At 66.8% G+C, this 19,505-nt stretch carries 20 protein-coding genes; 7 read left to right on the top strand and 13 right to left on the bottom strand.

Features of this window, described 5'->3' with window-relative positions; genetic code table 11:
* Nucleotides 1-113: 113 nt before the first annotated feature.
* Together AC3A6X_RS05620 and AC3A6X_RS05615 are read right to left on the bottom strand one after the other, a co-directional pair.
* Nucleotides 114-749: an RNA polymerase sigma factor gene (locus AC3A6X_RS05620; RefSeq protein WP_487841234.1), complete on the bottom strand. Its 636-nt coding sequence runs from the start codon at nucleotides 747-749 to the stop codon at nucleotides 114-116.
* A gap of 44 nt (nucleotides 750-793) precedes the next feature.
* Nucleotides 794-922 carry a hypothetical protein gene (locus tag AC3A6X_RS05615; RefSeq protein ID WP_487841233.1) on the bottom strand — a complete coding sequence of 43 codons (129 nt, stop codon included), beginning with the start codon at nucleotides 920-922 and terminating at the stop codon, nucleotides 794-796.
* 84 nt (nucleotides 923-1,006) lie between these two features.
* On the opposite strand from AC3A6X_RS05615, the gene AC3A6X_RS05610 reads away from it, so the two are divergent.
* Nucleotides 1,007-1,657 carry a hypothetical protein gene (locus AC3A6X_RS05610; RefSeq protein WP_487841232.1) on the top strand — a complete coding sequence of 217 codons (651 nt, stop codon included), beginning with the start codon at nucleotides 1,007-1,009 and terminating at the stop codon, nucleotides 1,655-1,657.
* A complete protein-coding gene (locus AC3A6X_RS05605) occupies nucleotides 1,654-2,256 on the top strand; it encodes an RES family NAD+ phosphorylase (RefSeq protein WP_487841231.1) in 603 nt (200 codons plus the stop codon). Before AC3A6X_RS05610 ends, AC3A6X_RS05605 begins: the two co-directional genes overlap by 4 nt.
* Here AC3A6X_RS05605 and AC3A6X_RS05600 read toward each other — a convergent pair.
* The 10 genes from AC3A6X_RS05600 to AC3A6X_RS05555 are packed head-to-tail and all read right to left on the bottom strand — an operon-like array spanning nucleotide 2,253 to nucleotide 11,967.
* Complete coding sequence (locus AC3A6X_RS05600; protein ID WP_487841230.1) at nucleotides 2,253-2,975, bottom strand: type 1 glutamine amidotransferase; 723 nt, start codon at nucleotides 2,973-2,975, stop codon at nucleotides 2,253-2,255. The genes AC3A6X_RS05605 and AC3A6X_RS05600 overlap by 4 nt on opposite strands.
* A complete protein-coding gene (locus AC3A6X_RS05595) occupies nucleotides 2,972-3,703 on the bottom strand; it encodes an ABC transporter ATP-binding protein (protein WP_487841229.1) in 732 nt (243 codons plus the stop codon). The genes AC3A6X_RS05600 and AC3A6X_RS05595 overlap by 4 nt, the downstream gene beginning before the upstream one ends.
* Nucleotides 3,696-4,466, bottom strand: a complete 771-nt coding sequence (locus tag AC3A6X_RS05590) for an ABC transporter ATP-binding protein (protein ID WP_487841228.1) — start codon at nucleotides 4,464-4,466, stop codon at nucleotides 3,696-3,698. Before AC3A6X_RS05590 ends, AC3A6X_RS05595 begins: the two co-directional genes overlap by 8 nt.
* Nucleotides 4,463-5,425 carry a branched-chain amino acid ABC transporter permease gene (locus AC3A6X_RS05585; RefSeq protein WP_487841227.1) on the bottom strand — a complete coding sequence of 321 codons (963 nt, stop codon included), beginning with the start codon at nucleotides 5,423-5,425 and terminating at the stop codon, nucleotides 4,463-4,465. The genes AC3A6X_RS05590 and AC3A6X_RS05585 overlap by 4 nt, the downstream gene beginning before the upstream one ends.
* Nucleotides 5,422-6,282, bottom strand: coding sequence for a branched-chain amino acid ABC transporter permease (locus AC3A6X_RS05580; RefSeq protein WP_487841226.1), 861 nt, complete (start codon nucleotides 6,280-6,282; stop codon nucleotides 5,422-5,424). Before AC3A6X_RS05580 ends, AC3A6X_RS05585 begins: the two co-directional genes overlap by 4 nt.
* Before the next feature lie 21 nt (nucleotides 6,283-6,303).
* Nucleotides 6,304-7,488: an ABC transporter substrate-binding protein gene (locus AC3A6X_RS05575; RefSeq protein WP_487841225.1), complete on the bottom strand. Its 1,185-nt coding sequence runs from the start codon at nucleotides 7,486-7,488 to the stop codon at nucleotides 6,304-6,306.
* Nucleotides 7,485-8,861, bottom strand: a complete 1,377-nt coding sequence (locus AC3A6X_RS05570; protein ID WP_487841224.1) for an NAD(P)/FAD-dependent oxidoreductase — start codon at nucleotides 8,859-8,861, stop codon at nucleotides 7,485-7,487. The genes AC3A6X_RS05575 and AC3A6X_RS05570 overlap by 4 nt, the downstream gene beginning before the upstream one ends.
* A gap of 2 nt (nucleotides 8,862-8,863) precedes the next feature.
* Nucleotides 8,864-9,187 carry a 2Fe-2S iron-sulfur cluster-binding protein gene (locus tag AC3A6X_RS05565; protein WP_106555568.1) on the bottom strand — a complete coding sequence of 108 codons (324 nt, stop codon included), beginning with the start codon at nucleotides 9,185-9,187 and terminating at the stop codon, nucleotides 8,864-8,866.
* Between the two features lie 8 nt (nucleotides 9,188-9,195).
* Entirely contained in the window at nucleotides 9,196-10,635 is a 1,440-nt protein-coding gene (locus AC3A6X_RS05560; protein WP_487841223.1) for a glutamine synthetase family protein, read from the bottom strand.
* A gap of 9 nt (nucleotides 10,636-10,644) precedes the next feature.
* Entirely contained in the window at nucleotides 10,645-11,967 is a 1,323-nt protein-coding gene (locus tag AC3A6X_RS05555; RefSeq protein ID WP_487841222.1) for an aromatic ring-hydroxylating dioxygenase subunit alpha, read from the bottom strand.
* A gap of 275 nt (nucleotides 11,968-12,242) precedes the next feature.
* On the opposite strand from AC3A6X_RS05555, the gene AC3A6X_RS05550 reads away from it, so the two are divergent.
* From AC3A6X_RS05550 to AC3A6X_RS05530, 5 genes are all read left to right on the top strand, one after another.
* Nucleotides 12,243-12,977 carry a GntR family transcriptional regulator gene (locus tag AC3A6X_RS05550; RefSeq protein ID WP_487841221.1) on the top strand — a complete coding sequence of 245 codons (735 nt, stop codon included), beginning with the start codon at nucleotides 12,243-12,245 and terminating at the stop codon, nucleotides 12,975-12,977.
* A gap of 226 nt (nucleotides 12,978-13,203) precedes the next feature.
* A complete protein-coding gene (locus AC3A6X_RS05545; protein ID WP_487841220.1) occupies nucleotides 13,204-14,169 on the top strand; it encodes a hypothetical protein in 966 nt (321 codons plus the stop codon).
* A 30-nt stretch (nucleotides 14,170-14,199) separates the two neighbouring features.
* On the top strand, nucleotides 14,200-15,765 hold the full coding sequence (locus AC3A6X_RS05540; protein ID WP_487841219.1) for a Dyp-type peroxidase: 1,566 nt from the start codon (nucleotides 14,200-14,202) through the stop codon (nucleotides 15,763-15,765).
* Between the two features lie 42 nt (nucleotides 15,766-15,807).
* Nucleotides 15,808-18,111 carry a hypothetical protein gene (locus AC3A6X_RS05535; protein ID WP_487841218.1) on the top strand — a complete coding sequence of 768 codons (2,304 nt, stop codon included), beginning with the start codon at nucleotides 15,808-15,810 and terminating at the stop codon, nucleotides 18,109-18,111.
* Complete coding sequence (locus AC3A6X_RS05530) at nucleotides 18,108-19,166, top strand: NAD(P)/FAD-dependent oxidoreductase (protein ID WP_487841217.1); 1,059 nt, start codon at nucleotides 18,108-18,110, stop codon at nucleotides 19,164-19,166. Before AC3A6X_RS05535 ends, AC3A6X_RS05530 begins: the two co-directional genes overlap by 4 nt.
* Here AC3A6X_RS05530 and AC3A6X_RS05525 read toward each other — a convergent pair.
* Nucleotides 19,152-19,493, bottom strand: a complete 342-nt coding sequence (locus tag AC3A6X_RS05525) for a hypothetical protein (RefSeq protein ID WP_487841216.1) — start codon at nucleotides 19,491-19,493, stop codon at nucleotides 19,152-19,154. The genes AC3A6X_RS05530 and AC3A6X_RS05525 overlap by 15 nt on opposite strands.
* Between the last annotated feature and the right edge of the window lie 12 nt (nucleotides 19,494-19,505).

Raw genomic sequence — 19,505 nt, 5'->3', positions numbered from 1 at the left:
GCAGCGAGACCCCGATCTACCTGCACGGGACTTTCCCGTGTGGCCTCTGGGTTGCACGGGCTCGGCGGATGGTTCAGATTATTTTTGCGCGCATGTCAGGGGTACCGCAAGTTTCAGGAGGCGAGCGCGCCCTTGGCGCTGGCGGCGCTCCCCTCGCTGCGCAGCAGGGATTCCAGGCATTTCTTGATCTTCTGGCGGGCGTGGAAGAGGCGTGTCTTGACGGTGCCTTCGGGGCAGTTCTGGATCTCGGCCACTTCGGCCAGGCCCATGCCCTCGTAGAACACCAGGTGCATGCATTCGCGGTGCTCGTCCGAGAGCTTGCCCATGCAGTGCTGCACCCCTTCGCGCCGTTGCTTGCCTGCCAGTTCGGCGTAGCCGTCGGGCGTGTCCGAGGCGGTGGTTTCGGCGATGTCGTCGAGATCCGCATGCACCTCGTCGGGCCGGCGCGCCCGGTAGACCATCAGCGCCTTTCGGCGCGCGATCCCGATGAGCCAGGTGGAAAACTGCGAATCCCCGCGAAAGCGCTCGGGGTGCCGCCAGACCTCGTAGAGCGTGTCGACCAGGACCTCCTCGGCCCGCGCATGGTCGTTCAGCATGTTGAGGACGTAGGCGTAAACCCTTTGGCTGAACGCCTTGTACAGCTGGCGAAACGCCGCCTGGTCTTCGCGGCCGATGCGTACGAGCAGCTGATTGACCTCGTCGTTGTCCATGCGGGCAGTGGCGATGCGGTGGCAGTGACGGTAACGCAATATAACGTTTCTGTCCTGCGCGCAGCGCGTCGGCGATGGACGCGCTATTTCTCGACGAAGGCGCGCTCGATCACGTAGTCGCCCAGCTCGCCCCTGGCGCGGGCTGATGGGGCAGCCACGCGCAGTGCCAGCGGTGGACAATGCAGCACGCGTTCTGTAGCGAGTTGGGACATGGGAGGATCAGGAAGGCTTGGTAGACTTGATGGACATGGTTGACATGGTTGACGACCACGATCGAACCGGCGTATGCTTTCCCCATGTCAACTTCATCCGTCCAAGTAGCCGCCGCGAGATCTCCGGCGGCGGCGCTCAAGGAACTGCGCAGGACCGCCAGCTCGCTGCAGCAGTTGACGGATGAATTGGCGGCAACCCCTCGCGCCAAGCTGAAGAAGGCGATTCTTGAATCAGCAGCGTCTTCATCGCTGCTGGAGACGCTGCAGGAGGCCGAAGCTCGCTTCGCAGATATTCGCCGGATCGCCTTTGGTGACGAGAGACCCCCCCTGCAGAAAGCGGCGGGAGGTGGAACGACCATGGCGAAGCTGCGCGAACAGGCCAATCAAGGCCTCAGGAAGCTTGTCGACGAGGGAGTCCTGATGGGCCGCAGTGCCTTTCAGAACGAGCGCACGATCAGCCGCCAGGCACTCAGCAAGGCGCAGCAGGAACGGCGCCTTTTCCACGTCGAGGTCGACGGCGAGAAATACTTTCCGTCGTTCTTCGTGGACAGCCGCTACGACCGGGCCAAGCTCGAGACGGTGAGCAAGGCCCTGGGAGATCTGCCGGGTGCTACCAAGCTGCACTTTTTCTTGCGCAAGCGAGGGTCACTCGCTGGCGCAACACCGCTGGAGGCCATTGCCAGTGGCAGCTATCAGCAGGTGCTGAATGCAGCCGAGGCTCTCCGAATCGGATGAGCGGGCCCCTGAAGCCGCCGCCATCGGACCTGCACGAGATCGGTCTCGAGACCGTCCAAGTCCAAGTCGAGAGCCTCTATCGCATCTCGAGACATAGTTCTGGCGAGCCTTACTTCGGCAGGTCCGCCGGCAATCGATTCGACGACAACTCTCGCCCGCCATCGAAGAGGTTTGGCACCTGTTATCTTGGCCTCACTCTGCAGGTCGCCATCGCCGAGACCGTGCTGCACGACTTGATGCCGGATAGTGGTCACTTCGTCGTGCCTCCCGACGAACTCGAATCTAAGCAGGTCGTTCGCTTCGAGGGGAGGACCCTCAAGCTCGCGAAACTCACTGGCACCGCGCTCAAACGGATCGTCGGCTCGAGCGAGATCTCGACCAGCTTCCCCTACGACCTGCCGCAAGCTTGGGCAATGGCCTTCCATGCTCACCCTGCGAAGGTCGATGGACTCCTCTACATGTCCAAGCAGGTCAACGATGCGCAAGCCGTGGTCGTCTTCAGCCGTGCCAAGCGCAAGCTCAGGTCAGCCTCCTATACACCGCTTCCGAACGAGCCCGGTTTCGACGCCGCCATCAGAGAATTGGGCATCCGCGGCTAGCGCGACAAGCCCATTGCCCACCGCGAATACAAACGAAGCAGGATGGCCTTCATGGCCGTCGTCCGCTCGCGCAGATCGCTCAGGGTCTGCTCGCGAGACGTGACCGCGGGGTTGCCTGCATGAAGCTCTCTGTCCAACTGGGAGCCGTTGCGTGCGACCGAGAGTTCCACCAGCTCCGGCGTCATCTCCAGGTGGGATTGCATCGCCAGGTGGCGCCCATTCATCACGAAGGCCTGGTTCTCGCAGTGCGCACTGGTGGCGATGCGCTCGGCGCCCGGTGGAAGTTCGAAGGTGTCCCCGTGCCACTGGAATGCCAGCAGGTGCGTCCCCGGGGCCTCGCCAAGCCATTCCTGCGCGGTCGGCGTGTCGGCCACCGTGATGGGGTTCCATCCGATCTCCGGCCTGGCATTGCGCCGGACGCTCCCGCCGAGCGCCGTCGCCAGGATCTGGCTGCCCAGGCAGTGGCCGCAGACCGGAACGCCCAGCGAAGCCGCTTCGCGGATCAGCGCGATCTCTCGGGCGATCCAGGCAAGCGGATCGTGGACGCTCATGAAGCCGCCCATGAACACCAGACCGGAGAAGGCATCGGCGCTCGCGGGCACGGGCTCGCCATCGACGATGCGCACGATGCGCCAGGGCAGTTGCAGTGCATCCAGGATCGAGGGCACCGTGCCGGGCGCCCCGACTTCGGTGTGCTGGAAGATCGCGATGGGCTTCATGCGGCGGCCACTTCCAGGTCTTCCTCGATGCCGACCCCGAGCAGGCGATGCAGAAGCGCCGTGTCGTCCGCCAGGCCGGCACTGTCGCCCGAGTGCACCAGGGTGCCGCGCTCCAGCACGATGGCCCGGTCCGTCATCGACAGCGCCAGCACCGGATGCTGTTCCACCACGATGCAGGCCAGGCCTTCGCGCTCGCCCAGGGCCCGGATGGCACGGGCAAGCTCCTCGACGATGATGGGCGCGAGACCTTCCATGGGTTCGTCGAGCAGCAGCAGCCGGGGATTGGTCATCAAGGCGCGGCCGATCGCGAGCATCTGCTGTTCGCCGCCGGACAGTTGATTGCCGTAGTTGCCGCGCCGCTCCTGCAGCCGCGGGAACAGCGCGTAGACGCGCCGCAGGCTCCACGGGCCGCGCCGGGCCACGACGAGGAGGTTCTCCTCGACCGTCAATGACGGGAACACCTCGCGTTCCTGGGGCACCCATCCGAGTCCCGCCCGCACACGCTGGTGGGGCGCAAGCCGCGTGATGGACTGGCCCCGCCAGCGGATCTCGCCGCTCATCACACGGGTGTGGCCCATCAGCGTTTCGAGCAGGGTCGTCTTGCCCACGCCGTTGCGTCCGAGCACCGCCAGGCTCTGGCCCTCGTTCAAAGAGAAGGACAGCCGGTCCAGCACGAGGGCGTTGCCGTAGCCTGCGCTGAGCGCATCGAAGGCCAGCATCTCAGCCATGCGCCACTCCTGCAGTTCCCAGGTAGACCTCGCGGACACGCGGGTTGGCCGCGATGTCCCTCGGCGTGCCTTCGGTCAGCACGCTGCCGGACACCAGGACCGAGATGCGCCTGGAAAATCGGAAGACGAGATTCATGTCGTGCTCGATGAAGAGGATGCTGATGTCCTGCGGCAATTCGGAGATCACTTCGAACAGCTCGCCGCTCTCGTCCTCCGGCACACCGGCCGCAGGCTCGTCCAGCAGCAGGATGCGGGGCTTGGCGGCCATGGCCAGCGCGATCTCGAGCAGGCGCTGCTTGCCGTAGGCGAGGGCGGAGACCGGGGTGTCGGCCAGCGCGTCGAGCTTCAGGCGCCCCAGCAGCGCATGCGCCTCGTCGTAGACCGGCGTCATGCGGCGCAGCGGGCGCCACCACGTGGACGCCAGTCCATCGCGCTCGCAGATCGCGAGCACGATCGAGCTGAGCGGGGTCAGGCTCGGGAACAGCGTGTTGATCTGGAAAGTGCGCGCCAGCCCGATGCGGGCCCTTCGGTCGCACGACAACGGCGTGATGTCCCGGTCGCCGAGGTGGATGGATCCGCTCGTGGGCCGCAGGACGCCGGTCAGCAGGTTGATCAGCGTGGTCTTGCCGGCGCCATTGGGGCCGATGAGCGCCTGGCGCGCGCCGGGCTCCAGCGTCAGATCGACGTCCGTGACGGCGGCGAAGGCGCCGAAGCGAACGCCGAGGCCCCGCGTGCGCAGGGAGGGGGTCCTGGAACCGATCATTTCGCTCCCCTGGTGCCGACCAGACGCGACAGCATGCCCATGATGCCGCCGCGCCCGAGCATCACCGCGGCGATCAGGAAGACCCCGAGCCAGAACATCCAGAACTGGGGATCGATGTCGGCGAAGACGTCGTGCACGAGCATGTACACGATCGCCCCGGCCATGCCGCCATACAGTCGCCCGGTCCCGCCCAGCACGAGGATGATGAGGATCTCCGCTGAGCGGTTGAAGCCGATGGACTCGATGCCGACGAACTGGGTCGTCTGCGCCAGCAGCGCGCCCGCAACGCCTGCGACTGCCGCCGAGAAGCAGTAGGCCAGCCGCAGCCGCGCCTCCACGGGCGAGCCGATCGCCAGCATGCGCTTGCGGCTGTCGTGAATGCCGCGCAGCGCCAGGCCGAAAGGCGAATGCAGCACGCGCCGGACCACGAGGAACATGGCGAGAACGACACCGAAGCTGTAGAAGAAAGCGGTTCTGCCCCAGAGATCGAACGCGAAGCGGCCGAACACGGGCCGCATCTCGATGCCCTGCAGCCCGTCGGTGCCGCCGGTGATGCCGCCGAGGCGATTGGCCAGTTCGGCCAGCAGCACGCAGACGCCGATGGTGATCATGAGCCGGGTCAGGTCTGCCCCGCGAACGACCAGGTAGCTCAGCAGGTAGCCGAGGAGGGCGCAGACGACCAGGGCCAGCAGGAGTCCCGAGAACGGCTCCGCCCAGCCATGCCTGGCCAGCAACCCGGCCGCGTAGGCGCCCATGCCGAAGAAGGCCGCGTGCCCCACGGTGAGGATGCCGGCATAGCCCAGGGCCATGTCCAGCGAGACCGCGAAGAGCCCGAAGATCAGGATCTGGCTGAGCAGCGTGAGCTTGTCGGGCATCAGGAAGAAGCTGCAGGCCAGCGCCAGCCAGAACAGGGCCTCGACCCAGGGGAGCCGATCACGGGGAATGGTCAGCGCTTTCATGCCAGGCCTTTCCGAGGGATGAGGCCGTGAGGGCGCACGAGCAACGTCAGCACCATCACGACATAGACCAGGAAGGCGCCGGCGCCGGGCAGGTAGTACTTGCCCGCCACGTCCACGATGCCGACCAGCAGGGCGGCAAGAAAGGGACCGCTGATGGTGCCCGCGCCGCCGACGCACACCACGATGAGAAAGTAGATCAGGTACTTCAAGGCGAAGGAGGGTTCGAGTCCGAGCAGGCCCAGGCTCAGCGCGCCGCCCAGGCCCGCCAGGCCGCAGCCGAAGGAAAAGGTGAGGAAGAAGAGCCGCTGCACGTGGATGCCCGTGCCCGCGGCCACGCGCTGGTTGTCCACCGCCGCGCGCACCATCGCGCCGTAGCGCGTCTTGTTGAGCGCGAGCAGCAGCGCTGCCAGCACCACCAGCCCGCTGGCGATGAGGAAGAGGCGGTAGCGCCCGACCTCGAGCCCGAGCAGGTTCACGCGTCCGTCCAGGGAGGGCGGCAGCGAGAAGGCCTGCATCGACGGTCCGAAGAGGTAGGTCGTCACCGAGATGGCGACGAAGACCACGCCGATGGACAGCAGCACCTGGTCCAGCGGGTGCGAGCGGTACAGGCGCCGGAAGAAGAGGAACTCCAGGCCGGCGCCGATGGCGGCCGCGGCGATGAAGGCCATGGCCAGCGCCGGGAAGAAGCCCAGGCCCCAGTGCTGCATCGCCAGGCTGGCGGCATAGCCGCCCGCCATCGCGAAGGCGCCGTGGGCCAGGTTGACGAAGTTCATCAGGCCCATCGTGATCGACAGGCCGACGCCGATGAGGAACAGGAGCATGCCGTAGGCCACTCCATCGAAGAGCACGATTGCCATGGGACTGTGCCTCGCCGTGCCTCAGCTGCCTTCCTTGGCCGGGTCCTTCACGCGGTCGAACTTGTCGAACTCCGCGTTGACCAGCTTGCCGCCCGCCTTCTCCGTCTTGCGGATGTAGACCGTCTGCACGATGTCGCGCGTGGCGGAGTCGATCTCGACCGGGCCGCGGGGGCTCTCGAACGCGAGTCCCTTGAGCGCTTCCATGATCTTGTCGCCGGAGACATCGCCCTGGGTCTTTGCCAGCGCCAGGTCGATGGCAGCCATGGCATCGTAGGCCGTCACTGCGAAGTAGTTCGGGCGCATGGCGGTGCCGAACTGGGCTTCGAAGTCCTTCACGAACTTCCGGTTCTTGGCGCTCGGATGCGCATAGGAGTAGTGATGGCTCGTGACGAGGCCGAGCGCCACCTCGCCGGTGGCCTCCAGGAAGCTGTCGTCGGTGGCTTCGCCGGTCGCGAAGAGCTTGATGCCGGCTTCGTCCATGCCGCGCTCCTTCCAGACCTTGAGGAAGGCCGGCGGCATCACCCCCGATGGAAAGAAGAAGAACACGGCCTGCGGCTTGCTGTCCTTGATGCGCTGGACGTAGGCCGAGAAGTCCGGGTTGCTCATCGGCGTGCGCACCTCGCCGACCACCTTGCCGCCGCCGGCAGTGAAGGCCTTCTTGAACGCCGTCTCCGCATCCTGGCCCGAAGCGTAGTCCGCCACGACCGAGTAGGCCTCTTTCACGCCCTGCTTGAGCATCCACCGCGCCATCGGGTCGGCGACCTGCTGGACCGTGAAGGACAGGCGGGCGACATAGGGAGAGCTGGTCGTGATGGCCGAGGACGCCGCGTTCATCACGATCGTCGGCACCTTGGCCTGGGTGGCGATCGCGCCGACGGCGTAGGCGTTCGGGCTGAAGTCCAGGCCGGTCAGCACCTTCACCTTGTCCCGGACGACCAGCTCCTGGGCGATGCGCTTGGCGGCATCGGGTGCGGGGCCAGCGGTGTCCTTCTTGACGATCTCGACCTTGCGCCCGGCGATCTTGCCGCCGTGCTCCTTGAGGTAGAGCGCGACGCCGGCGTCGAACTGGCGGCCATAGTCGGCGTAGGGTCCGGAATAGGTGGCGATCAGGCCGATGCGCAGCGCATCCTCGGCATGGGCCGGGGCGAAGGCGCCGGCGCAGGCCAGCATGGCTGCGCTCACAAAGCTTGTCTTGGTCATCTTCATGGGGAACTCCTGGGGTTGGCCGGCGAACCGGCGTTGAGACCTGGGGAAAGGCAACCGGTGAGGGGCCGGCTCACTGGAGTACCTTCGCCTTCGGCTACGGTGCTATTCGCCTTCGGAACGGCCGTGCGGCTCACTGCCTCTGCGTGGACGGACTTGAGATCGACGGACTCGTCTTGCAGCTGCTGCGGATCGATGCGCGCCCCCGCGGCGATGAGCTTGCGGCTGAGCATGTGTTCGGCGGGCCGGTTCACCGAATGCGCAGCGACCAGCACCCCGCCGCGCAGGTAGAAGAGGCTGAAGCGATCGCTTTGCATCTCGCCGCGCACGACGGCCTGGTCTCCGGGCATGGGCAGTCCGGCCATCTGCAGCTTGAGCTTGTGCTGGTCGCTCCAGAACCACGGAACACCCTCGAAGGGCTGCGGCGTGCCCGCCAGCGCGCTGGCCGCGGCGCGCGCGCCGTCGTTGGCTGCCTGGATGGACTCGAGGCGCAAGCGCAGCGGGCAGCCAGGCACGGCAGGAAGCAGGGTGTTGGCCACGTCGCCCACGGCAATGACCTGCGGTGCGCTGGTGCGGCCCAGTGCGTCGGTGAGGATGCCGTTGTCGCAGGCAATGCCCGCTTCCAGCGCCAGTTCGATGTTCGGCTGCACGCCGATGCCCAGGACGACCATGTCGCAGGCGATGCGGCTGCCGTCGTCCAGCTCGACGTGCCGGATTCGGCCTGCATCGCCGGACAGGGCCCGCACGCCGCGTCCGAGGACCACTTCCACGCCGCGCTGACGGTGGGCGCCGGCCAGGTAATCCGACATCCGCGGCGGGAAGCTGCGCGCGAGCAGCCGCGGCTGGCTTTCGACGACGGTCACCGAAGCGCCGCGAGCGGCCAGCGCCGATGCGACCTCCAGCCCGATGAAGCCGCCGCCGATGACGCAGGCGCGCGTGGCCTGGGCGAGCGCATCCGAGATCCGCAGCGCGTCGTCGAGGGTGCGCAGGTTGTAGATGCCGTCGAGGTCGGCACCCGGCACCGGCAGTGCCCTGCAGCGCGCGCCGGTGGCCAGCGCCAGCCAGCCGTAGCCGAGGGTGCTGCCGTCGTCCAGCGTCAGCGTGCGCGCTGCGGCGTCCAGGGCCTTGGCACGCCGCCCCAGCTGCAGGTCGATGGCCTGGTCGGCGAAGAAGCCGGGCCCCCTGAGGGCCAGCGCGTCGACCGAGGTCTGGCCCGTCAGCAGTCCCTTCGACAGAGGAGGGCGCTGGTAGGGTGCGTGGCCTTCCTCGCCCAGCAGGATGATCGGTGCGTCGAAGCCGAGCTCGCGCGCGGTGGCCGCAAGCTGCGTGCCGGCGTAGGACGCGCCGACGATGACCAGGGGGGCGCGAGCGCTCATCATCAGGCCTGGCTCTCGGGGATGCGAACGGTCAGCCCGTCGAGCTCGGGCCCGACGACGAGCTGGCAGCTCAGCCGGCTGCCGGGCAGGCGGTCGGCGGCCACGCCGTCCAGCAGTTCGTTCTCCATGTCGTCGGGCGGCGGCAAGCGGTCCATGAAATCGTCCGCCACGTAGACGTGGCACGTGGCACAGGAGCAGCTGCCCCCGCATTCGGCATCGATGCCGCGCACGTTGTGATGGACGGCGGTCTCCATCACGCTGGCGCCCGTCCTGGCGTCGATGCGGCGCGCGCTGCCGTCCTTGAGGATGTAGGTGATCGTGGGCATGCGAAGGCTCAGAACATGTCGAAGTACTCGCGGTGTTCCCACTCGCTGACTTCGAGGTTGAAACGGGCGATCTCGGCTTCCTTGATGTGGCAGTAGTAGTCCACGAAGCGCGGGCCGAGCTGTTCGGTGAGCACGCTGTCGGCGCGCAGTGCCGCCAGGGCGTCGGACAGCGTGCGCGGCAGCTGGTCAGCGGCGGTCTCGTAGGGCGCGTCGGCCGAAGGCCCGGGGTCGAGTCGGCGGCGCATGCCGTCGAGTCCGGCGAAGATCTGGGAGGCCAGGTACAGGTAGGGGTTGGCCGTCGGCTCGCCCACGCGGTTCTCGATGCGCGTCGCGTTCTGGCCGGGGCCGCCCAGCACCCGCAGCATGGCGCCGCGGTTATCGCGCGCCCAGATGGCGCGATCGGGCGCCAGCGAGAAGGGGCGGTAGCGGCGGTAGCCGTTGATGGTCGGGCTGGCCAGGGGGGCGGCGCCGCAGGCGTGGGCCTTGAGTCCTGCCAGGTAATGCAGGCCCGTCTCGCTCAGCGCCTGGCCCTCCCGTTCCGGCATGAAGGCATTGCGGCCGTCGGCCTTGCGGCGCAGGGACTGGTGCAGGTGCCAGCCGCTGGACATCACGTTCGGGATCCGGGGACGGCACATGAAGGTGGCGTGATAGCCGTGGCGCTGGCAGATCTGCTTGATCGCGCTTCGCAGCAGCACCATGGTGTCCGCCGGCACCAGGCCTGCCGTGGGACCGAACACCAGCTCGAACTGGCTGGGGCCGAACTCGATTTCCAGGGAGAGCAGGGGAAGGCCCAGCGCGGCGAGCTGCGTTCGCAGCAGGTCCATGAGCGCGTCGACGCGGTCGTAGCGCAGCTCGGTCAGGTACTGGTGGCCCTGGGTCAGGAGCGACACGCGCGGCGGCTCGCCCGGCTGGCCGGCGTGCGCGAGTTGCAGGCTGGGATCGTCGAGCTTGAACACATGGAACTCGACCTCGAGGCCCGCCACGAACTCCAGGCCGAGGGCGTCGAGTTCGGCGAGCGCGCGCTGCAAGATCAGCCGCGTGCCGAAAGGGCAAGGGCTTCCGTCCGAGGTGTAGGCATCGCACAGCACCCACCCCGTGCGGGGCGCCCACGGCAGAACGCGGAAGGTCGCCGGATCGGCGACGACGGTGAAGTCTGCGCCGCCCTGCATGCCGGGGCTGTCGAAGCCCCCGCCGGCCGAGAACACGGGGAACACCGTCCGGTGCGAGGTGTCCTTGGCCAGCAGGGTGGAGGTGAGGTTCACCCCGTCGCGCAAGGCGCCTTGCGCGGCTTCGGCCACCAGTGTCTTTCCGCGCAGCAGGCCGTGCTGGTCGGGCCAGGCGAAGCGGACCACGTCCACCTCTCCCGCCTGGAGGCGTCCGACGACGGCGTCGGCCTGCGCTTGTTGTTCGGCTGACCACAGGCCGAAGCGTTCGACAAAGCTTTCCATGGCAAGTCCTCAGGCCGCCAGGCGTGCGGATGCCCAATCGGAGCCGCGCCGCCGGGCGAGGTCCGCATCGCGGCAGTAGTTGTCGGCTTCGGCGGCGGCGGCGACGCCGTCGATGGAGGGCGGGCCGGTCAATGCGCTGGCCTGCCCGGCATCGGGACGCATCGGCGCCGCTTCGCCGGCCAGCGTGCCGTCGATGGCCTCCAGCAGCATGCGCCGGTAGGCGACGATGCCCTTGTCCGTCGTGCCAAGGTGTTCGCGTGTGCGGTTCTGGATGGGGCCCATGGACTCGCAGGCCCATTGATCGTGGACGTTGATGTCCGCGCCCATGCCGGTGTAGGTCTCGGTCAGCTGTTCATCGACGCTGTAGCCATAGCTGTTGCGCTTGTTCTTGCGCGAGGTGTAGTCGGGCAGCTCGATCGTGCCGAGGCGCTGCTCGCGCATCTGCTGCTTGTCCACCGGGCCTGCGAAGCTGGTGAAGATGGCATACCAGTAGCAGTGCGTATCGTCCACGGGCACATGCCATTGCGAGATCGTCATCTCGGTGCTCATCGGGATCACGAAGGCCTGCGGAAAGACGAGGTTCGTCACGCGCACGTGGGTCTCGTCGTCCGACAGCTTGCGCAGCGTGGTCAGCTGCATGCCGTAGGGTGCGGGCGCGACGCGGATCTCGGGGCTGTCGTATTCGCGCAGCACCTGGGTGATCGCCATCTTCGAATCGGCCGATGCGCCGCGGAACTGCTTGCCGTAGCTTTCTGAAGTGTCCTCGTCCTCGAAGAAGCGGTGCAGGAAGGAGGCGTGCGCCGGGTCGATGCCGACCTCCAGCGCCTGCAGCCAGTTGCATTCCCACAGCCCCTTGAATGCAAAGGTGTGGCTGTCCGGCGCGACGAAGCAGTCGAAGTCGGGGAAGGCGGGGGGCTCGCCTTCGCCGATGTAGGCAAAGACGACGCCGCTCTTCTCGACGACGGGATAGGCCGACTGCTGGATGCGCGTGCATAGCTTGCTGCCGGCCGGCTCGGCCGGCGTTTCCAGGCACTTGCCGTTGGCGTCGAACAGCCAGCCGTGGAAGGCGCAACGCAGGCCGCCGCCTTCGAGGCGGCCGAAGGCCAGATCGGCACCACGGTGAGGGCAGTCGCGGTCCAGCATGCCGAGCCGGCCTTGCAGGTCGCGAAACAGCACGAAGTCCTGGCCCATCAACTTGACGGGCTTGAGCGGGCGCGGCCCTTTCAGCTCTTCCGCCAGCGCGACAGGCTGCCAGTAGCGCCGCAGCAGCTGGCCCGCCGGCTTGTCCGGACCCACCCGGGTCATGTGGTCGTTCTTTTCGGCACTGATCATGGGGAACTCCTGAAGGTCATGGGATACGACTGCATGCAATGGGATGCATTCTGGAGGTTGGCTTTGCAATTGGTCAAGATGGCATGCGCATGTTGGCTGAAAGTAAAGATAAAATAGTCGAACGTTATGTTTATAGGACAATCCAGCAGATCCTGATTGTCAGCTACGCGCTGAACCGTGATCTTCTGTATGCAGAAACATGCCAAAACTGCATTCGATGTGTGCAAACTGCTGATTCGGCTACACTGCCCCCACGCTGATTGCATGCAACCGAAATGGACTCTCAACAATCCCGGGTACTGGTACAGCTGCGGGACATGATCCTCAAAGGGGAATTCGTCCCCGGCGAGCGTCTGGCGGAGATCCCGCTGGCGGAGAAGCTGGGCGCCTCCCGAACGCCCGTTCGCCTGGCGCTGGGAAGCCTGGAGCACGAAGGCCTGATCGAACCGTCGCCTGCCGGCGGCTACCAGATGCGGCGCTTCACGTCGCGCGAGATCGCCGACGCGATCCGGGTGCGCGGCGTGGTCGAGGGCTTCGCGGCCCGCCTATTGGCGGAGGAGGGCGCCCCGCGCCAGCTGCTGCGCGAGCTGCACGAGTGTCTCGAAGCCGGCGACAAGGCGGTCAACAAGCCCCAGATGGAACTGGACGACTATGCCGCCTACGTCGAGATGAATGACAACTTCCATCGCCTGATCATCGAAGGCTGCAACAACTCGACGCTCAAGCGAATCATGGAACTGCTGTTGGGGCAGCCCTTTGCGTCGCCCAGCGCCATGCTGCCGATGCAGTCCTCGATGCAGGAGGGGCAGCAGTGGATGCAGCAGGCCCACCGCCAGCATCACGCCCTCGTGCAGGCCATCGAGCGCGGGCAGGGCTCCCGTGCCCAGGCGCTGGGCGAGGAGCACGTGGAGATCGCCCGCATGAACCTGGACTACGCCCTCGATCGACCGGAACTCGCCGCCGAACTCCTGCCGGGAATGCGGCTCGTGGCGGTCAAGGGCCGCGGCTAAAGCGCAGGCCGCACCGACCGACACGCGAAGCACGTCGAGCCCGCCACGGCGTGGTGGGCGCAAGCGCGCGCGTCGGCTACCTTGCGTCTGCTCGGAGAGAGCGCCTTTCGCGACAGAAAGGCTCTCATACAGATGGTGGATGCGGTTCTGCCCCCTCAAGCCTATGTTTCGGTTCCCCCCTTCCGCTCGAGGACGGGACAACGAAGCAACCATGGCAGGAGGTCCTATGTCCGGTTCCAATGGTGGTGACTACGCGCGCAGCTTTCAACCGATGCGCATCCAGGCGCGCCCCGGGTCTACGGCGGAAAAGCGCTACTACCGCAAAGCGACGCTCCCCCGCCCATGGCCGATGCCGAAGGCCATTGCGCCGGGCATCAGCCCTTCACCCATCGACGACCTGATGTTCCACGGTGGAAAGGTCGTGCCGCAGATGGAGTTCCAGAACATCTACCTCGGCGGGCCGGCGTCGTGGACGGATGAAGACATCGTGTCCATCGACACGGCGATCCTGATGGCGATGCGCGACAAGCGGCTGAACAACGTGATGAAGCAGTACTTCCCCGGCGCTGCGCTCGATTGCAGCATGCGCGAATCCTTCATCTTCGACGAGGCCAAGCCGTCATCGATCAACGAAGACGAGGTGCAGGATATCGTCGTGCGCTGCTTCGACGCCGACCTGGTCGACAAGTCCGACCTCGAGTCGTGCATCTTCAACTTGGTGCTGCCGTCCGCCACCGTGCTGCGGCTCGACGGCTCGTCCTCCCTCAACGGTCTCGGCGGCTACCACGGTTCGGTGCACATCCAGCGCGCCGGCAAGCGCATCACGCTGTACTACTCGGCGAACGTGTTTTCCGAGATCCGTCCGAACGGCAGGGAAAACGGCATCGCAGTGTTCGATCGGCCGTGGAAGAACGTCGTTGGAACGCTCTACCACGAGCTCAACGAATTCCGAACCGACGCCGACGTCAACGATGCGATCAACCTGCGCGACAACGACTTCCTGGGGTGGACCTCGCGCGACGGCAAGGAAGTCGGCGACCAGCCGATCTTCAAGGCAGGCAATGCAGGCGACCTGCGACTGGTCTTCAAGGAGGTTCAGAACACGGCGAAGAACCGCCGCATCCCTGTGCAGTTCATGTACTCCAACGTCGTCCACGGCGCCGAAGGCCCGGTCACGGCAACGCGCACCTGAAACGCGCGCCGCAACCCAACTGGAGCTGCCATGACACCGGAACAACTCGCCAACACCGCACCGATCGATCCGCACGATCCGCAACACCAGCGATGGTTGAAGAACCTGCAGGGCAACATCCTGTCCGGCCACGGCCGGGACCACACGGTCCACATCTTCCTGCGCCTGCCCGCAGCGCCCGCAAAAGCGAAAAAGCTCGTCGCAGAGCTCGCGCGCCAGGTCACCTCGGCGCACAAACAGGAGATCGAGCGGCAGCAGTACCGCGACTACAAGATTCCCGGCGCGATGTTCCGCAGCCTGCTGTTGTCGGCCAATGGCTACCGAAAGCTCGGCGTCGACGATGCGGACTTGAACGCGGGATTCGCAGAAGCCGGAGGCCAGCCCAAGGAGACGCATTCCAACTTCCTCGATGGGATGGCGCGGCATGCGACCTTCGACCTCGGCGATCCACCCAATTCGCAGTGGGATCCGGGTTTCGACACTGCGGATATCGACGCCATGCTGCTGCTTGCCGACGACGATGAGGGCTTCCTCCTGCGCAGTGCCAGGCAAACGATCGACACGCTCGATGGCCGTTGCGAGATCGCGCGCGTCGAACGCGGCACTGCTTTGCGCAGCAACGATGGGGAGGGTATCGAGCACTTCGGCTACGTCGATGGCCGCAGCCAGCCGTTGTTCCTGGCCACGGATTTCGTCAATCTCGAAGGCGGTGGGTTCGGTCCGGCCACGCGCGAAGCGAAGGGCGGTCGCATCGACGTTTGGAATCCGTTCGAGCCGGTGAAACTCGTCCTCCTGCCCGATCCGCTCGCGAAGGAGGCGGACTGCTTTGGCAGCTATTTCGTCTTCCGCAAACTTGAACAGAACGTTCGCGCCTTCAGCATCGCCGAGCAGCAACTGGCCGACAGCCTGGGCCTGAAGGAGGAGGATCGAGAGCGGGCGGGCGCCATGGTGGTTGGCCGCTTTCGCGACGGCACGCCCCTTGGGTTGTCACAGACCGACGGCTTCGTGCCGGCGAAGGAGAACAACTTCCGCTTCGACGGACAGGGAACCGGAGACGAGCGGGGCGCCAAGTGCCCGTTCCACGCCCACATCCGAAAGACCAATCCTCGCGGCGACATCGGTGTTCAGTTCGATCTCCCGCCGGAGCAAGCCGAGCCCGCCGAGCGCGCCCACCGCATCGTTCGGCGTGGCATCACCTTTGGCGAGCGCAACCGCCATCCCAACGCCTTCCAGGCCCTGGACGATCTGCCGTCGAAGGGCGTCGGCCTGCTGTTCATGTGCTACCAGGCCAGCATCCGCAACCAGTTCGCCTTCATGCAGCGGGGATGGGCCAACAACCAGGACTTCATCAAGAACGGCACGAATGCGGACCGCAACGGCGTCGTTCATCCACGCGCAGGGCTCGATCCGATCATCGGCCAATTGGACAGCGATACGCCCGATGGGCCACCGCACGATCGCGTGCCCCAGACCTGGCGCACCGAGTACGACAGGACGACGCCGCAGACAGAGGCGTCCTTCGATGGCTTCGTCACGATGAAGGGCGGCGAGTTCTTCTTCGCGCCGAGCATTCCCTTCCTGCAAGGCCTCGCCTGAAAACCGTCCGGCGCACTGCGCCGCGCACGCAAAGGAGTTCGCATGACAGTGATGGACGACGTCAAGGGCGCCTGTGACCGCCTGGCCCCCCTTGGCTGGCGCGACCTGCTGCTGCGTGTCAGCGATGGCGCATTGGACATCCGGCAGCCGAGCGCGGTGGATCTGCAAGACGTGCTCACACGCACGCTCCCACGCGTGGACCGGGGCATGCCCGGTTTCGGCGATTTTCATCCGGATGGCGACAGTGGCCTCGCACCCGGCCGGCCTGCATGCAGCCTGCTGTACCACGCCATGGCAAGCTCTCATGTCCTTCGCGGCGCGGGCGGGGCGCTGCTCCAGGCCTTCGCGACAATCCGGGAGCTGGAGGCGATCGAGAACGCCATCTTCGCGCTGCGAGGTTCCTCGCTCGACGCGCTGAGCGATTCGGTGGGCGGGGGCCCGCTGGCTGTGGTTGTGTACGCCGCCGAGTACCGCCCTGCGGCGGACTGCATCGATGGGCGCCACGCCGACCTGACCTTTTCGCGCACCGGCCTGGCGCGCATCGGCACCGCTCGCGCACGCTACCTGCCCGAACGACGAGGCTACTGGCCGGAGGACGCAAACGACATGCATGCGTTCCGCGTCGTCCCTGTTCGACTCGGCGCGTGGCTTGCCACGCGGGTGGCCGGCACCGACGCACGCGTGATGCGCTTGCACAAGGCCGGCGCGTCGGAAGCCGGACGGTCCTACTGGATTCCGGTCCACAAGCTGTTCGATGGAACCGAGTGCCTTCGCGGGCTCGATCTTGCCCTCGACTTCGACGCGCGCTTCTTCAACCTGAAGCTGCAGCGCGTCATGCAGTCGCTCGATCCGAACGACAAGCGCACGAGCTTTCCGTTCGTGGTCGAGCAGGACCTCGCCACACTGATCCAAAGCGGCGAGCATGGCCGCGTAGCGGTCGTGCCGAAGGTTCACAAACGCCTGGTCGAACCGGCAGTCTTCGATGGTCGTGCGTTGAGCTTCCGCGTGCCGGCTCGGCCCGCAGAGGCCTTCGCGACCTACACAACGCCCTTCGAGAACACGGGTCAGGGGGAGATCCACCCATACCCCGCCTACGTGCATGCGCGCACGCAGGTCCGCGATGGGAACCTGGTCGATCTGAACGAACAAGCAGACGTGGGCGCACGCGTGGCGGCCGGCGGCTACGACGCGCTGCTGTACCGCGACATGACCGGGGAAGGCTGGGTGAACGTGTCGGTGCCCGCCTTGAGCGGCCAGCCCAAAGTCGACGCTTCGACCCGAGCCGCCTACCTTCTGCTGAGTGCGCCCGACTTCTTTCCGTCCGCGGGACAGCGCGAACTCAGCCGCTGGGCCGGGTCGGAGGCAATTCCCGCCAGTTTCAGGGGAAAACAGATCTGGGGCGTCGCGCCGGAACCCTTGAGCGAGGTGCGCCTGCCCGCCAACCTTCAGCTGCCAGATCATCCTTTCGATGCCCATGACGACACGCTGACGGCAGTGGTCGCCATGGGCCGCAGCGCCGAGGGACCGCCGCCCGCCACGCTGCCTGTCGACACGATGCGTGCGTCAACGCTGCCCGACGACGGCGCCGGCGTCTTCGCGCCAGGATGGGATGTTTCGGTCGACGTGTTGAAGGTCGGCGGCCGGAAGCTGCCCCATCTGGCGGGCTATGGCTTGGGCAGCCCATTCCCCGAGGACGCGAAACTGTGCGCGGCGCTGAGCACGTTCTGGCCTGCGGTCGCGCCCGATGTCTATCGCAGCATGTCACCCCATACGGGCAATCCCGGCTTGCGCGGTTCGGTTGCGCCGCTGACGGACGACGAGATCGGTCGGGGCAGGGCCCTGCCATGGGACGGCGTGGCGGGTCCGCGGCTGATCGAGGTGGATGGCAAGGAATTCCTGGAGATGGCGAGCTTCCTGCACGTGGACTACGTCGCGCAGGCGCTCGAGAACCGCTTCAGCCAGCGCTTGACCGCGCGCATCTCGGTGGAGGAATACCAGCGCCGCGTGCTCGCCGCCGCGCGCATCCACTGGGTCCTGTCGGGCGGGGTGAACGTACGGCCGACCCGCACCCGGTGGCTGATCGTGTCGTTCCGCCGCACGAGTCCAGGCGACGCCGAGCTCCAGCAAGCCCAGCAGGAGGCGACCCACGTGCTGCGCGGGCCCGTGTATTACGCGCTTGCAAGCTTCGTGGGCGACGGTGACCCCAGCGTGGCGGTTGCGGGCAATCCGCGGCTGCGCCGGATCGAGTTGAAGCAGCGCAACGAGTTCTTTGTCGCCGCCGACGAACCGGTCGCGCTTCGCCGCACCGAGGCGGCCGCGCAGTGGGCGATTGTCAACGCGGAATGACCCCCGCCTCGGGCCGCTGGGACTTGGTGGTCGTGGGGGCCGGCCCGTCGGGTTGCGCCGCAGCACTGCATGCGCGTCGCATGGGCCTGAGCGTTGCATTGCTCGAAGGGCGCACGCAGCCATGTCGCATGCCGGGCGAAACGCTGCATCCCGGCATCGAGCCCGTGCTGGCGCGCCTGGGCGTGCGCGAGGCGGTGGTGGCGGCGGGATTTCATCGCCACCAGGGCATCTGGGTCCAGTGGGATGGGCCACGCCGCTTCGCACCGTACGGCCAGGACAGCGCGGGACCTTGGCGCGGGTTTCAGGCACCGAGGGCACGGTTGCAGGCAGTGCTGCAGCATGCCGCCGAGTCCGCAGGCGTGCTGCTGTCGCGGTCGACGCGCTTCCAGGCGATCTGCGGCCTCGGTTCGAGCGATCAGGTCGTCTGGGCCGGCGACCGATGCTGGCCTACCCACTGGGTGGCGGATGCGACTGGACGACGTGCCGAGATCGCCACCTTTCTGGGTGTGGCCGCGCAGAGTGCCTCGCCCGCGTTGCGCGGTCGGTTCTGGTGGGAGGCCTCGGCCGAAGTCGCCAGCGAGGACCGCCTCGATCCGAGCCTCAGCGCCACCCCGAGCGGCTGGACGTGGCGCGCGCCCCTGGGCAATGGCGATGTGGCATGCGTAGACGTCGGTGTGCATGCGACAACGACGCCGCCAGGGGCGGGCATCGATCTTGGTTGGTCGCTGCGCCGGGCCTGCGCGGGACCGGGCTATTGGCTTCTTGGCGATGCCGCCGCACAGTTGGACCCCAGTTCCTCGCACGGGGTGCTGCGCGCCATGATGAGCGGCATGCTGGCTGCCCATGCGACTGCCGATTGCCTGGCCGGGCGCGTCGGCGCGCGAGCGGCGACGGACGCGTACCGGCGCTGGATGCGGGACTTCTTCTGTCATGACGCTTCTCGCATGCGGGCGCTCTACAAGCGCCATCCCGCTCTGGATGTGGCAAACCTGTTTGCCGATGACGCTGATGCCGGCATGGGTCGAGCGGAGGATGGTCTGTCACGGCGTGGGTGAGGGCCGGGGCAGGTACTCGGCCGCGTGGTCTTGCAGACCCACCAGCCAGAAGCGCGCGTCCGTTGCATCCCCGTGATAGGCGGCGGGCAGCCATGCGCCCCATCGGCCGTACTCGGCCTGCAGTTCATCGAGCGGCGGACATGTCATATCACCGGCTCGCTCCTCGAGCGCCCGTGCCAGCACTGGCCGCCAGGTCGTGGGCAGCTCGATGCTGGGCAGATAGGTCGCCGCCATCCTTGCCGCTGCGCGCGGCAGGTGCTCGGCCTCGGCGCGAAGCACACGCAGGACGGCGAATTCGTGCAGGGTGGGGGGTCTGGGCGAAGTCATGGGCGTTGTCAA

This window comes from Variovorax sp. Soil_C_12, from assembly GCF_057657375.1.
Note: the sequence above shows the minus strand (reverse complement) of the source record. Positions and strands in the feature narration are given on the sequence as shown.